This window comes from Undibacterium sp. Dicai25W (assembly GCF_049340505.1).
Taxonomy (GTDB): Bacteria; Pseudomonadota; Gammaproteobacteria; order Burkholderiales; family Burkholderiaceae_D; genus Undibacterium; species Undibacterium jejuense.
Map to the genome: position 1 here is coordinate 48654 of NZ_JBMPOQ010000002.1, position 15384 is coordinate 64037.

The 15384-nt window shown below is 47.4% G+C and carries 11 protein-coding genes; 8 read left to right on the forward strand and 3 right to left on the reverse strand.

Features of this window, described 5'->3' with window-relative positions:
• Positions 1-158 precede the first annotated feature (158 nt).
• Both ACO0KY_RS03305 and ACO0KY_RS03310 read left to right on the forward strand, forming a co-directional pair.
• Entirely contained in the window at positions 159-3461 is a 3303-nt protein-coding gene (locus ACO0KY_RS03305) for a S41 family peptidase (protein ID WP_423044238.1), read from the forward strand.
• Between the two features lie 185 nt (positions 3462-3646).
• Positions 3647-5572 carry an AI-2E family transporter gene (locus ACO0KY_RS03310; RefSeq protein WP_423044240.1) on the forward strand — a complete coding sequence of 642 codons (1926 nt, stop codon included), beginning with the start codon at positions 3647-3649 and terminating at the stop codon, positions 5570-5572.
• A gap of 36 nt (positions 5573-5608) precedes the next feature.
• On the opposite strand, the gene ACO0KY_RS03315 is transcribed toward ACO0KY_RS03310, so the two are convergent.
• From ACO0KY_RS03315 to ACO0KY_RS03325, 3 genes are all read right to left on the reverse strand, one after another.
• The gene (locus ACO0KY_RS03315) at positions 5609-6439 is read right to left on the reverse strand and encodes a DUF2189 domain-containing protein (protein WP_186912514.1); all 831 of its coding nucleotides are present in this window, start codon (positions 6437-6439) and stop codon (positions 5609-5611) included.
• Between the two features lie 239 nt (positions 6440-6678).
• Complete coding sequence (locus ACO0KY_RS03320) at positions 6679-7254, reverse strand: TMEM175 family protein (RefSeq protein ID WP_186912515.1); 576 nt, start codon at positions 7252-7254, stop codon at positions 6679-6681.
• A gap of 143 nt (positions 7255-7397) precedes the next feature.
• A complete protein-coding gene (locus ACO0KY_RS03325) occupies positions 7398-8516 on the reverse strand; it encodes a DUF2855 family protein (RefSeq protein WP_423044243.1) in 1119 nt (372 codons plus the stop codon).
• Positions 8517-9025: 509 nt separating this feature from the next.
• Between ACO0KY_RS03325 and ACO0KY_RS03330 the strand changes: the two genes are divergently transcribed.
• The 6 genes from ACO0KY_RS03330 to ACO0KY_RS03355 all read left to right on the forward strand — a co-directional run bounded on the left by ACO0KY_RS03330 (position 9026) and on the right by ACO0KY_RS03355 (position 15351).
• Positions 9026-9679, forward strand: a complete 654-nt coding sequence (locus tag ACO0KY_RS03330) for a hypothetical protein (RefSeq protein ID WP_423044245.1) — start codon at positions 9026-9028, stop codon at positions 9677-9679.
• Complete coding sequence (locus tag ACO0KY_RS03335) at positions 9676-10353, forward strand: ABC transporter ATP-binding protein (RefSeq protein WP_422989295.1); 678 nt, start codon at positions 9676-9678, stop codon at positions 10351-10353. Before ACO0KY_RS03330 ends, ACO0KY_RS03335 begins: the two co-directional genes overlap by 4 nt.
• A complete protein-coding gene (locus tag ACO0KY_RS03340; RefSeq protein WP_422989293.1) occupies positions 10350-11582 on the forward strand; it encodes an ABC transporter permease in 1233 nt (410 codons plus the stop codon). The genes ACO0KY_RS03335 and ACO0KY_RS03340 overlap by 4 nt, the downstream gene beginning before the upstream one ends.
• 19 nt (positions 11583-11601) lie before the next feature.
• Positions 11602-12354, forward strand: a complete 753-nt coding sequence (locus tag ACO0KY_RS03345; protein WP_423044248.1) for an outer membrane lipoprotein-sorting protein — start codon at positions 11602-11604, stop codon at positions 12352-12354.
• A gap of 3 nt (positions 12355-12357) precedes the next feature.
• Positions 12358-13644: a hypothetical protein gene (locus ACO0KY_RS03350; RefSeq protein WP_423044250.1), complete on the forward strand. Its 1287-nt coding sequence runs from the start codon at positions 12358-12360 to the stop codon at positions 13642-13644.
• A 129-nt stretch (positions 13645-13773) separates the two neighbouring features.
• Positions 13774-15351 carry a mucoidy inhibitor MuiA family protein gene (locus ACO0KY_RS03355; protein WP_423044252.1) on the forward strand — a complete coding sequence of 526 codons (1578 nt, stop codon included), beginning with the start codon at positions 13774-13776 and terminating at the stop codon, positions 15349-15351.
• Positions 15352-15384: the final 33 nt, after the last annotated feature.

Sequence of the window (15384 nt, forward strand, 5' to 3'; positions counted from 1 at the left end):
TTACAATTCAGTAACATTTCTTGCTCTTTTGTATTAAAAATGAATGCTTCTCCTTATTAAACAAATATCTTACGTATTTTTTTAATATTAAATCGAAGTCAACATACTTGCTATTACCCCTTCAACTCCAAGAACAAATTATTCTATTGAGACGCATTATGAAACTAACCAGACTTGCCCTTTTAATCAGTTTTAGTTTAGGACTTAATAATCTGCCATTTGCAGTCGCAGCAAATGGCCCCGCTTATTACCGATTCCCAAGTGTGAGAGCTGATACCGTGGTATTTACCGCAGAAGGGGATATCTGGAAAGTCGGCACAAATGGTGGTCAGGCGCAGCGGTTAACCTCACATCCGGGAACAGAGCTCTATCCGACGATCTCACAAAATGGCCAAATGCTGGCATTTTCTGCCGCTTATGACGGCGCTACCGAAGCGTATGTCATGCCGATCAACGGCGGCCTGCCAAAACGAATCAGCTTCGAAAACGATGTCGTGAATGTCCTTGGCTGGACAGCACGAGGAGAAGTGCTGATCAGCACACAAAATAGTACCGGCCCCGGTGCACATAGAATTATCGCAGCCATTGATCCGAAAACCATGGTGCGCCGCGTGTTCCCAGTTGCGGATGCCAATGAAGCGGCGCTCGACGATAGTGGCAAATATTTGTATTTCACCCGCTTTGGCTTGCAGATGACGAATGACAACGCCAAGCATTATCGCGGTGGCGCTAACGCTCAACTATGGCGTTACGATTTGGAAGGAAAAGCCGAAGCAATCAATCTTTTCCCACAAGATAAGAGTAACAACAAACGTCCTATGTGGTGGCAAGGACGTTTGTATTTTATGAGTGACCGTGATGGTACGTTCAACATCTGGAGCGCCAATCCAGATGGCAGCGCAGCCCAGGCCCTGACTCATCAGCAAGAATGGGAAGTAAGAAATGCCGCTCTCGGCGATGGCAAAATCACGTATCAACTCGGTGCCGACCTGCATCTGTTGGACCTGCGTGATCAGTCCGATAAGACGCTAAATATCAACCTCGTTTCTGACTTTGATCAGGAACGTCAACACCTTATTAAGAACCCACTCGAATATTTGACCTATAGTGATTTCTCCGGCAAAGGAGACCGCTTATTGTTGACGGCGCGTGGCCATGTGACGAATGTTGGACTTGGCAAACAACGTCGCATCGATTTACCGATACCTGCTGATGCACGCGCCCGTTCGGCAGTATTTTCTTCTGATCAAAAATCGGTGTATGCGATTGTCGACACCACGGGTGAAAACGAGATCTGGAAGTTTCCCGCCAATGGCATAGGAAAACCTGAAGTGCTGACAACGGATGGCACTGTTCATCGCTTCAATCTTTTCCCATCGCCAGATGGGAAATGGCTCGCACATACCGATAAACGGGGACGTTTATGGCTACTGGATCTCGCCACAAAAAAAAATCAGCTGATTGATAATGCCGGAAAAATTGGTGTCCCGGAATTTGATAGTATCGTCTGGTCTCCAGATAGCCAGACCATTGCAGTGACGCGACCAAACACTGACGTACAGCGCACACAAATTGGCTTATATTCGCTTGCCGACAAGCAAATGCGTTTTGTGACCAGCGACCATTACGAATCACGTTCACCGGTATTTTCTGGCGATGGACATTGGCTCTATTTCTTATCTGATCGCAGCTTTAAAGTGGGTAACAACGCACCATGGGGTGACCGCAACCTAGGGCCGGGTTTTGATAAGCGTACCGGCGTGTATGCCATTGCATTACAAGCCAAGCTACGCTTCCCCTACAAAGCAGTCGATGAATTAAATGTGCCACCTGTTCCAGAAAAAGTTGAAGCCAACAAAGCAGAAGCTACAAGCAAGGAAAAAGCAACGAAGCCTGGCTTGCCTACGATTGAATATCAAGGATTAGCGCAACGCTTGTATCAGGTACCACTGGCAGCGGGAAACTATCGCAACCTTGCAATTGACGACAAGCGCCTGTATTTCATTGAGCAAGAAGCGAATGAAGAGAAAGGTGAACTTAAAACACTCGCAATCAGCAACACAAGTCCTAAAGCTGAAGTATTTGCCAGTAGTGTTCGTGACTTTAATCTGTCCAACGATAAAAAACATGTGTTCTACCGGACAGCAACAGCTGCCGGTGCCGGTAGTGGTGACTTTGTGATCGTCGATGCATCTGCCAAAGCACCTACCGATCTCAGTCAGGCCAAAGTCAGTATCAACGACTGGAGTTTTATCGTTGATCCGCGTCAGGAATGGCGTGAAATATTTGGTGACGCATGGCGTATGCACAGAGATTATTTTTACGATGACAAAATGCGGGGCACAGACTGGAACGCAATACGCAGCAAATATGCGCCTTTGGTGGACCGCGTTAGTGACCGTGCGGAACTCAATGACGTGTTGGCACAGATGGCAAGTGAAGTCGGTGCGCTGCATTCACAATTCCGCCCCGGCGATATACGCAAAGCTCCGCCTGAAGGAACGCCCGCCTCTTTGGGTGCGGTATTAACCCGCAGCGCTGAAGGTGTCATGATCGAACATATTTATCGCACCGAAACTGAACTACCAAATGAACACGGACCACTGGCACAAACAGATCTCGACGTCAAAGAAGGTGATCAGATTTTGAGTGTCAATGGTCATCCAACCAAGACAGCGCGCGACATTTCTGACTTATTGATCAATCAGGCTGATAAACAAGTTTTATTACAAATCAAGCGTGACAAGCAAGCCCCTCATGAAGTGATCGTTACGCCGGTGAGTATGAAAAAACATGCCGACCTGCGTTATAGCGATTGGGAACAAAGCAGAAGTGAACGGGTTAGCCAGGCATCAAAAGGTAAAATCGGTTATCTGCATTTACGCGCTATGGGACCAGATGACATCAATTCATTTGCCCGCGATTTTTATAGCAATATCAATCGCGATGGTCTGATCATCGATGTCCGTCGTAATCGTGGCGGTAATATTGATAGCTGGATTATAGAAAAGCTGTTACGCAAAGCCTGGGCCTTCTGGTCGAATCCTTCGTCGGCACCTAGTACCAATATGCAGCAAACCTTCCGTGGCCATCTGGTAGTGCTGGTCGATGAACTGACTTATTCCGATGGCGAAACTTTCGCCGCAGGCATTAAAGCGCTCAAGCTCGCACCTTTGGTTGGCAAACGTACCGCTGGTGCCGGCGTCTGGTTATCGGACAACAATTCATTGACAGATAACGGTATGATACGAGCAGCTGAAAATGCCCAATTTAGTGTCGATGGCCATTGGTTAGTCGAAGGTGTAGGCGTAACACCAGATATCGAAGTGGACAACTTGCCGCACGCGACATTTAAGGGACAGGACCAACAATTGGAGACAGCAATCAGAATTTTGCAAGAGAAGCTGCAATCTGAACCGGTCACCCCCCTGATTCCACACGTCTTTCCGCCACTCAAATAAGCTTTTTCTATACGCCACTTCCACATCCCCTGGTGAAGTAAAACAGGGGATGTTTTTCTCGCAAGCAATTCCGTTGACCATCTGACGGTCACTCCATTAGAATCTGCGCTAGTATCAGCCCTTGCAGCAACGCTGGTGCTGTCTGCGCGATTTCCTTGGCTTACTCATTACAATCAAAGGCTGCTATGCCCTATTCCGATTCTCCTGACAAAATGAAGAACGTGACTCCATCAACCTCCAATAGTCTTGCTGGGATTGTTGGTACTGCGGTGGTCCTCGCCTTATTGTATTTTGGACGTGATGTCCTGATTCCAATTACATTGGCGATTTTGCTGAGCTTTCTGGTCGCGCCGATGATACGTGCGATGCGAAAAATCGGTATTGGCCAAACTGCCTCCGTCTGGGTAGCGGTCATGTTACTGTCTCTTGGCATTGCTGCCGCCGGAACGGTGATAGGCTCACAATTGGTCAAACTTGCCAGCAGCATGCCAGAGTATGAAGAAACCATACGGGACAAGCTCGCGACCATGCGCGAACTGGGCAACACGCAGTTTGATAGCCTGACAAGTCACGCGGGTAAGGTGATGAATGAGCTCAACAAATCACCAACTGACAACCGGACACAGCAAGACAAAATGCAAAATGCTGTCAATAACAATCCCGAAGCACCGGTGTTAGTAGAGATACAGGAACCAGCATTACGCCCGTTGCAATTGCTGCAAAAAATTATGGCTTCTGTCTGGCCACCGATAGAAATGGCGGGCATCGTTTTGATGGTGCTGATTTTTGTGTTGATGGAACATGAGTCCTTGCGTGATCGTCTGATCAGACTAATCGGCAGCAATGATTTGCGTGCGACAACGATCGCCGTGAATGACGCCGGCGAGCGTTTATCACGATTCTTTATATCGCAATTTGCGGTTAATTTTGCAGTTGGCTTTCTGGTCTTTGCCGGCTTATGGGCGATCGGTTTACCACATGCGATTTTGTTTGGAACACTGGCTGGGATATTACGCTTTGTGCCTTATGTCGGCGTCTGGTTAGCAGCGTTGTTTGCCACAGTGCTTGCAGCAGCAATTGATCCGGGCTGGAGTCTGGCGATCATGGCGTTTGTGACTTTTTTTTCCATCGAAATGATCGTCGCGCAACTGGTTGAGCCGCAGTTATACGGTCACTCTACTGGTTTATCACCACTTTCAGTCGTAATTGCAGCGATCTTCTGGAGCTGGGTCTGGGGACCAGTAGGCCTCGTCGTATCGACGCCATTGACTTTGTGTCTGGTGGTGGCGGGACGCTATGTACCGGCACTACAAATTCTGGAAATATTATTTGGTGAAGTCAGAGCTCTCACCTTAGCGCAAAATTTTTATCAACGCGCTTTGTCTGGCGATGCGACTGAAATCATCGCTGCAGCAAGGGCATATATGAAACGAAAATCATTTGCGAGTTATTGCGACAGCGTCCTGATGCCTGCCTTGCATCTCGCAGGACATGATCTGGAAGAAGGAAAAATTAATCCAGAAGAGAAGCTACGTCTGGGTATGGCAGTGGGCACCGTGATAGAGAGTCTCGATGGTAAAACACATACCTGGAAAAAAGCCGAACACGCAACCTTCTTGCAAGATATGTCACTCGGCCGACACCTGCGCGCGCAACGTGAAAAGTTAACTGGTTCGCGGCAAGGTTCGTTTGATGTTCCACCGGGTAGCGTGGTGCTTTGCGTAGGACTGGGCGAAGCCGGAAATGAATTAGCGACCGAGATTCTGGTACGTGTTTTACGGCATCATAATATAGACGCACGTCATATTTCACTCGCAGACTGTGCATCACCACCACCAGGAGCCAAGGCAGAAAGTGTTTCTGTCGTCTGTGTCGTCAGTACTTCACCGGTCAAAGAAGAGAAACAAAGTGCACTATTATTGGCGGACGTAAAACTACGCTTGCAGAATGCCCACCGAGTTTTGGTACAGTTGCCAAGCCCTTATGAAAGCAGTCATTTGAGTCTGAGTCAGCTACAGTTCAATGAAGAAAATGTCGACACCGCCAATTCCTATGAATCAACACTAGCAATCTGTCTCGAACATTTACATCTTGAGACCCCGCTCCATTAAACGCATAATTGAAGGATTGATGGGACGGCAATCTGATTAATTGCTACTCCGGTCTTGCGCCGTCCCAACCACTTCTTTATAGGCATGCCAGGTCGCGTGCCCTATTACTGGCATCAGAATCAGAAAGCCGAGATTCCAGCTCATAAATCCCACCACCACGCTGGCAACGATCAGCAGCGCCCATACGATCGTCGCCGGCACGTTAATGAACAAAGAAACACAGCTAATAATCATGGCTGTAATGGCATCGGTATCGCGATCCAGCATTAAAGGTATAGAAACCCAACTGATGGCGAACACGATGCTCGCAAAAATAAAGCCAATGCAAGCATAAACCAACACGAATTCCAGATGTTCAAGAGAAAATAACTGCTGCAAAAAGCCATGCATGGTCGGCATGCCTTTATTGTAGAACAAGGCAAAGATTACCAAAGAGGCGCGAGCCCAGACCATCAGTACGACGGCAAGTACCAGCGCCAGCACACCGATATTGCTCCAACGTCCACGCATAGAAAACACGCTGCCCAACATGCCAGAACGCACATTTTCTATGCGACGGCTGATATCGTATAAACCCAAGGCAAGTAAAGGTCCTACCAATAAAAACCCGCAACTCAAGGCTGACACATATTCCGGTGCATTGTGCAACACCAGATTCAACAGTAGTCCCATAGCAGCGAAGCAGGCACCATAAAAAAAACTAGTTCCACCTGATGCTCGAAAATCGTCCCACCCTAAGCGTAACCAGACAAACGGTCTCAACATCCCCACCCTGCGTATCGGCGGAAACACCGATTGCTCATCGATAATGGTTTTAATATCCGGTGGCGCACTGTCACCATCTCTGCCTTGCGCTGAATCTGCCATCTTGTCTCCATTCTTATTTTATTCATGGAACCATCTTGACGAAACAAATAGTCGGACTGCAGCTTCATACTAAGACAGCAAAGACCAAAATGGCAATTGATTTGCATCAAAATACATCAGTGACTCAAGTTGCACTGCAAAATAAAAAACCTGGGTACATGTTGTACGTCCCAGGTCTTCTCGTCATTTTTGCTCACTGCGCTTACGACTTAATCCCATTAGCAGCAAACGTCTGATTTTTACTCATGTAAAACATGTTCAATACGACGATCTGGTACAAACCACATTAATGCAGCAATCACGTATAAAGCCATCGACAGCCAAGGTTCGAGATAGGCGATGACCATGGCGCTAAAATAAATCACCGGAGAAATTTTTCCTTTCCAGTCATTACCTACTGCTTTTTTCAAAACAGAATCCGGTCCCTGACTGGCAATAATCGTTTGTTGCAAAATGAAATAAGCAATCGCGGACATCAACAACACAAATCCATACAAAGCTGTGGGGCTGGCAGTGAAGTGATTCTCTCCCACCCAACCGGTCGCAAACGGTATCAAGGACAACCAGAACAGTAAATGCAGGTTCGCCCACAAAATACCACCAGTCACTTTGCGGCAGGTATGCAGCATGTGATGGTGATTATTCCAATAGATGCCGACATAGATAAAGCTCAGTACATAGCTGAGAAAGACCGGGAATAAAGGCCATAAGACTGAAAGTTCGACGCCATGTGGCACTTTCATTTCCAGTACCATAATCGTGATCAAAATCGCGATCACACCATCGCTAAACGCTTCTAATCGGGTAGTACGCATCGTGCAAAACTTTCTTTCATAAAAATAAATGGATAAGGCATGCATTTAAAGCTCTAATTTAAAGCTCTAATTTAAAACTCTATGCGCTCGTATCAGCCAAGGTCAATTTGGTCAATTTGCTCAATTGAGACTATGCCAGACTATCAGGATGACCGGCTCAAGCTTAGAATATGCCCTTCGTGTGCGGCGACCTTGCCAGATAGCATCTTCAACACCAATTGATTGCTAGCATCGGCACCATAACTATGGCTCACTTGCAACCACGGATGTTCGGCATCCGTTATTCGCAAAATCAATTTTTGCCAGGCGTCTGCCAACTTACTTTGCAAACCCGCAGGTCCCCAATCGGCCAGGCGTTTTTTAATTTGCGCCGGGGCAAAAAACAAGCTGGGTCTGGCACCGGGTAAATGTTGTCCGCCGCCCAAATCTTCCCAATGCGTGCCGCCTACCGCACAGCTGTAAACGACATTATCCGATAAATGATGATGAATCTCGCTACGCAATGACGCGCTACCAGCCATATCGACATAGACGCTGGCGACGCTGGCATCCAATTGCCCACATTGCTCATAGTTCAATACCTGATCGTAAATCCCAAGGTTAGTTACAAATTGGCGATTGGCTTCCGATGTTAAACCGATGATCTGATAATCTCTCGCTGCCCTTTGACTCAAGGCGAATGCAAGACCATACGCCGTTTTACTGGAAGCACTCGATATGATGACGTTCTTCGCACCAAAAAACTGATTGTCGTCCAAAAAATCATCGATCATTAATGAGGTAATGAATAAAGGCCGTAACAACATCTGCAACGCTTCTGTATCTTTTTGATACGCAGGATCAGTGGTGGTGCGCAAATATTGGTTGTACAAAGGATGCATTTCTTGTCGGTGCGCTGCACTGTCGCTAAATCCATTCACATTAATGCGACTTGGCGTAACCAATAAATGGCTTGCCATCGGGTAATAACCATAGAAGCGTTCACCTGGCTCTATGCCATCAACGTTAGACAACAATACATCAGCAAAACCCCAGACTGGAATATTGCCCCACCCGGTTTCTGTCGGAAAAAAATTCCAATACTTCATCGCCGTGCCAAACGCAGCATACGTGACGTTATTTGAGGTAAAGGCAAAATGATCAATTTTCAGCAGCACTTGTCCCGTCGCCAGTGTTTGTTGATCAGGAAAATCTAATTTTTTGCTTTTGCAATGCGTGAGTTGATCACGTTGAACGATGAATTCCAACCCTTGATTTGTCATCATAAAATCCTGTGTGAAAGTCGCTACGATTATTCAGGCGTGTCATTACTTCTAAGTCGAAAAATGAAATTTCCATTTTTATGAAACCGCGAGGCTGTCCGCCTTTCACCAGTATCACATAAAACAATTGATCAGCAAGCATCGTTGCGAAGCATTAAGGCTAGTCTCACCTTAGTTTTAAATTCTGAGGTTTTCGGACGTCGTACCGTGATCGTAACAAGAGGCATAATTTATTTCCCAGAAAAAATGAAGTAATAAAGAGACCGTGACCTGATCACGCCCCAAACGATGATTCAAGTTGGGAACGTCAAGCCGTGGGTTAATTATAATAAAAATTACAACTCCCACATTCGGTTAGTTGTACTGCTATTCACGCCAAATTTCAGGCATTTCACACCAGACTACGACCACCAGTCGCATTCCTGTCGCATCTTACAACGATCAAATTTATTCTGCAGATGTCGCCCCCTTAGCGCACCCCGAAACGCCACCAACAACAGGAGATCAACATGAAAGCAATAAATAAGCTATCCCTCGTCAGTGTAGTCGTACTGAGCAGCACTTTGATTTGCGCGGCTAACTCTGCAAACGCTTTTTCAGAATCTGACTTCCAGATGAATTTTAAAAGCTTTACGCAAGCCAAAAGCGATGCTGATGCCGAAAAAGCTGCCACTGGATTTCAGGAAATGCTCAAAGCCGAGCCTGCTAACCCACTCTTAATGGCGTATGCCGGTGCAGCAACAACCAAACTTGCAACCACAACCATATTCCCATGGAAAAAAATGTCTTACTCCGAAGATGGCCTTGCGATGCTCGATAAAGCACTGCAATTATCATCAAATACCAACGCTGCGGCGGCTATGCACGGCACAGTGCCAGTGGCATTGGAAGCCAAATTTGTCGCAGCCAACACGTTTCTTGCAGTTCCTGGCTTTATGAATCGTGGTGGCCAAGGACAAAAGCTACTCAATGAGATTTTGCAGCATCCTTTATTTTCCAGCACTGCTGTTGATTTCCGTGGTGCAGTGTGGATGCGTGCAGCCAATCTGGCGATCGATCAAAAACATCCTGAATTGGCTAAGACTTATCTGAAGGCGATAATTCAAGCCAATGCGCCGCAAGCAGCTAACGCTAACAGCTTATTGAAAGGTATTCCATCATGAGCCACGCTGCGATCATGGAATTACGTGGCGTCCATAAGTCTTACCGCCTTGGTGAACATCTGGTGCAGGCACTTCGTGGTGTTGACCTCAAGGTACAGCGCGGTGAATTGCTGGCATTAACCGGCCCCTCAGGCAGTGGTAAAAGCACGATCTTAAATTTATGCGGTTTGATTGATCGTGCAGATGCCGGCGATGTACTCATCAATGGCATCGATACCCGCACGCTCAGCGAAAAACAACTGACAATACAAAGACGCGACACCATAGGCTTTATCTTTCAGAGTTTCAATCTGGTTCCAGTAATGACGGTCGCTGAAAACGTTGACTATCCCTTGTTTTTAAACGGCGTCTCAGCAGCAGAACGCAAACAACGTGTGGCAGCGCAGCTCAAAGCCGTAGGTCTGGACGAACACGCGCAACACTTGCCAGATGCACTATCAGGCGGTCAGCGTCAACGTGTCGCCATTGCTCGTGCACTGATTAAGCGCCCTTCCATCGTGATTGCCGATGAACCCACGGCAAGCCTGGATTCGCACACCGCAGATCAGGTGCTGGATCTGATGCGTGAACGCGGTCATGCCGAAGGAGCGGCATTCATTATTGCCAGCCACGATGAACGCCTGACCCGCCGTACCGATCGCATCGTTTCTTTACTGGATGGGAGATTGCAATGAAACTCGTCACCGACAATATCACCTGGATGAAATTTGCGTTTCATAACAGCTTACGCAACCGCCGCCGTTCACTTGTTACCGTGACCATTGCAGCTTTGGGCACTGCGGCGATTTTGCTTGCAGGTGGTTTTGCTTACTCTACGTATCAAGGCTTATCACAAGCCGCAGCGCGCACGACTGGTCATTTGATTGTGGGCACACCAGCACATTTCGGTACCGAAGAAGATGTACCGCTGCAATTTGGTATTGATAATTCTGCTGCATTACAACAGCAATTGCTCAGTGATCCGGCCGTACGCTATGTGCTTCCTCGCGTCGATTTTAGCGGACTCATTAGTAACGGAGACAAATCCACAATCATGCTGGCAATCGGGATAGATCCAGAAGCAGAATTTGCCGTCAAAGGACCTTTTCTGACAGTCAAAGAAGGGGAGATTTTGCAAGCCAATGCCAAAGATACTGAAATCATGTTGGGTGAAGCCTTAGCCAAAAGCTTAAAAGCTAAAACCGGCAGTGACTTAACGCTCATGGTCAGTACCGTTGATGGCGCATTGAATGCGATGGACGTTAAAGTCAAAGGGGTCGTTTCAACTGGAATTCCAGACATCGATAAGCGCCTGGTGTACACCGATATCAAGACCGCACAAAAAATTCTGAACACACAAAAAGTCTCCAGCCTCGGCGTATTCTTAAATAGCATGGATGCGACAGATTCTGCGCAACAGCGGATTGGCCATGCTGTGCCAACGATGAAAGTGGAAACATGGTTAGACGAAGCTTTCTTTTATAAATCAGTGCGAGAGTTGTACAACCGCATTTTTGGCGCACTTGGTTTGATTATCAGTGTCATCGTTGTGTTTGTCGTTGCCAACGCAATGGCGATGGCAATTATCGAACGCACCCGAGAAATCGGCAGCCTGCGGGCCATGGGAACGTTGCCAGCAGAACTGATACGCAGCTTCACTTTTGAAGGCATGTTTCTTGGCGCGACCGGTGCCATCACAGGAGCGGTGATTGCCATGGGGATTGCTGTATTGCTGCTGATATTTCCGGTTGAAATGCCGCCACCACCAGGACGCTCTACGGGCTACCCACTGCTTATCACTATCGATGTAGCAATGTATGCAACGACTTTATTCGGAATGATCGCCTTATCCATGCTGTCATCAGGAGTAATTGCCCGTAAAACTCTGCAGCAGCCTATCGTTGATGCCTTGGCACACAATTAAAACAAGAGAAAGAAATAGTATGTCTATCAAAAACAAACACCTTATTTCCAGCCTGATTTTAAGCCTCGCTACGATCGGTGGAGTCGCCCACGCTGATGAACTCAAAAATTTATTGAAAACCGCAGATCATTTCCGGTTGGTTGATGAAAGCATGCAAGTCGAAACGCTCATCACCACCTTCAATCACGATGGTGCAAAAGAGAAAGAACGTGCCTATCTGGTCTATAGCCGTCCCAATCGTCAGTCCTTAGTATTGATGCAAAGTCCTTCGGAAAAAGGTCAGAAGGTACTGATGTCCGGTGATGATTTTTGGATGTTATTGCCCGGCAGCCAGCGCCCTTTGCGGATTACGCCGATGCAGAAATTGCTCGGTGATGCCTCCATCGGTGATATCGCAACCACTGCCTGGGAGCAAGACTATGAAGGAAAAATCGTCGGTGAAGAACAATGCGACAAGCGAGCTTGTCTGCACCTGAGTTTAAATGCCACTCGCAAATCAGTCGCTTACCAACACATAGAATTATGGTTGGGTAAAACCTTGCACGAGCCATTGAAAGCAGATTTGTATGTGCAATCTGAAAAGCTCGCTAAACAAGCAAGTTTTATGATGGACAAAGCACAAGCACCAACTGCCGTTGATCAGATGATCTTACTTGATCAATTAAGCAGTCATAAAGAAACCCGTGTGCAATATGTCAGCAGAAAGCCAAAAGCAATTCCTGACCAATGGTTGAACCCCATGTTCCTGGCAAAAAATCCTAATCTGGAGTAAGCCATGCATAGCGCCGCTACAACTAAGTTTTTAAAACGTCCCGGCTTGCGGGGGGTGGCATTCATACTGTCTTTGCTCAGTAATATGGCGCTGAGCAACAACGCCCTTGCAGACGATTTTCAGTTCAGCGGACAAATACGCAATCTTTGGACGTCCACAGAAAATAATATCCACGACCCAGTATCCAAAGCAAATCAATTGGTGCCAGGTCTGATACCTGAATATAACAACGATGCCAGTGTTGAGGCAGAATTACATGCAAGCGCACGCGGCGTTACCGCAATAGCCACAGTACAGGGGCATGCTGTTGATCAGGGTCATACCAACGCTACCGGATGGCTCAACGAACTCTATACCGGCTGGGGTAAAGATGAATGGCAATTTAGTATCGGTAAAAAAATTATTAGTTGGGATGTCGCTTATGGATTTCGTCCCAACGACATGATCCAGCAAGAGAAACGCCAGACATTTATCACCAGTACCCTGATCGGCAGACCCGTCGCCATGGCAGAATATTTTAATGCCGATAGTTCTCTGGCTTTGGTTTGGGTCAATCCGGACCACGGCGCCAGCACTGATGCAACGGTAGAGCAAGCCTTTGTAGCAAGGGCTTACCATCATGCCGGAAGTCTGGATATGTACGGTTTTGCCCGATATGGCCAGGAAACTGGTACCAGCCTGGGTAGTGCTGCCGCCTGGGTCGCTACTGAATCGCTGGAATTACATGCATCTTACCGTTATAGCCAAAAAATGGCGATGTTGACCTTGGTACCTCCTCCGGCATTGCTCGCCAGAACATCGCCGTGGCAAGCGCCGTTGACTAACAACATTCAACAAGCAGCATTAGGAATGACATATACAACGGAGGATCAGCATAGCTTTATCGTCGAAGCCTGGTGGGACGGTGCAGCTCCGTCAAATGCTCAATGGGGTCAATGGAATCAACGTAATCTGGCTTTAGGACAATTAGCCAGCGCAATGCCATCGCTGCAAACACCAGTTGCCTATAACCTCGCATGGCAAAGCAACTTGCTCGCTGCCGCCAATAATCTACGAAGAAAAAATTTGTTTGCACGCTGGAGCAAAAAAAGCGGTGCGTGGGAAACTGCCATCGATACCCTCTACACACCAGAGGACAAAGGTCATGCGACCAGTGCCAGCATTGACTGGCAGGGTGATCGTTGGCACATCGATGCAGGGATTCGCATCTATGGCGGGCCAGCGACAGCTGTGTTTGCACAGATTCCACAAAGTAAGATTTTTTATACATCTGCGACATGGGCTTTTTGAGAAGCTGATCAATCAAGTGTCTTTGAAGCGTCCTGGAAGATATTTTGTTTTATTGCAAACTCTGCGATACTGACAAAGCTACCAGACTCCAATCTTACGACCTCATACGATCTGTTTTTAGGAAAAATCATGCGAAAGTCTTTGCTTACCCTCAGTGCAGTGCTGCCACAGTTGTGTCTGGGGCAATCGGCTACGCCGTCTAACATCAGTAATGTTTTAGTGTACCCGGGTGGTGCAACCGTCGAGCGTGTCGCCAAAGTGAATGCAGGAATGAAAGAGCTGGTACTGAATTGCTTGTCCGCCCGCTTTGATACCGATTCATTATCCGTGCATGCAGACAACGGTATCCAGGTGGGCGACATCAGTGTGGAGACGCTTGATCGTGTGAGGGCACCAGAGTGTGCAAATACTGCTTTGGACAAACGCATTCGTGATCTGGAAGAACAACGTGCGGCGATTTCCAGTGAGGCAGGTGCGCAGGATTTAATCCTCGGTTATTTAAAGAATATAGGAACTGAACGTCAGGCCAGCGCCAGTCCTATGAATACGACCATAGAACTGTTACGTAAAAATGGTCAGGATACGTTGCAGCGCCAGCATCAGGCGCAACGTCGCATTGAAGAAATCGACAAATTACTGACCCCGTTACGCGCAGAATTGAACACCCAGGTTCAAGCCAATCCACAAATCAGAAAAGTCACCATCCGCGTGGCAGCACAACAAGACGCTGAGTTACATGTATCGTATCGCATGACGCAAGCGGGTTGGACACCCGTTTATCGTGCTTACCTGAACAGCAGCACGGGGCAAGTCAAACTTGAGCGGCATGCGCAAGTCGCGCAGAGTAGCGGTGAAGACTGGAATGATGTGAATTTGAAGCTATCCACAGTGCAACCGAATCAAGCAAACAAAATCTACCCTCCATCACCGTGGGTGCTTGATATTGCAGCGCCACCACCAGCTTTTATACCACCACATGAAGTTGCCTATATAAGTCAGCCACAAGCTAAATTTACCACCGCAGTTTCTAACATTCGCCCGGAAGCTTCAAGCCCTGCAGTTAGTTTTGATGTCAGCGTTTTCCAAGGTGAATACGCGGCTGAATTTGGAGTGCCAGGAAAAGTCAGCCTGACCGGAAATGGCAAAAAAATAGGCTATGCCTTAGGTTCCCAATTGATTGATGCGGACCTGCGCGTGCGTATCCAGCCGCAACAAGAAGCGCAAGCCTATTTGTTAGCTGAGGCCACGCGACCCGCAGGTTCATGGCCTGCTGGCAATCTGCAATTATTCAGAGATGGTGATTTCATCGGCCAAAATCAATTACGTTTCGGCAGCGAAGAAAAAGTTGAACTATTCTTTGGCCGCGACAACATGGTGCAGGTCGAAGTTGAACCTGAACAAAAAGATGCAAGTACAAAAGGCTTCATCGGTAGTCGTATTGAGAAAAAAATTGCTCATAATTACCGCATAACGAACCAACATAAAACTGCAGTAAAACTAGAGGTGGTAGAACCAACACCGAAGCCAGAAAATGAAGATATCAAGGTCAGCAGCCAGTTTAGCACTGCGCCGACACAACAAAGCTGGCACAAACAACCGGGAATTATTTCTTGGGACATGAAACTCAACCCTGGTCAGCAAATCAAGCTTGGCGCAGACTACACCATCAGTTACCCTAAAGATGCGAATGTGACTGGTTTGCGTTAATCACCTTAAGCTTTCCCCCGCTTTCCCCAAAAA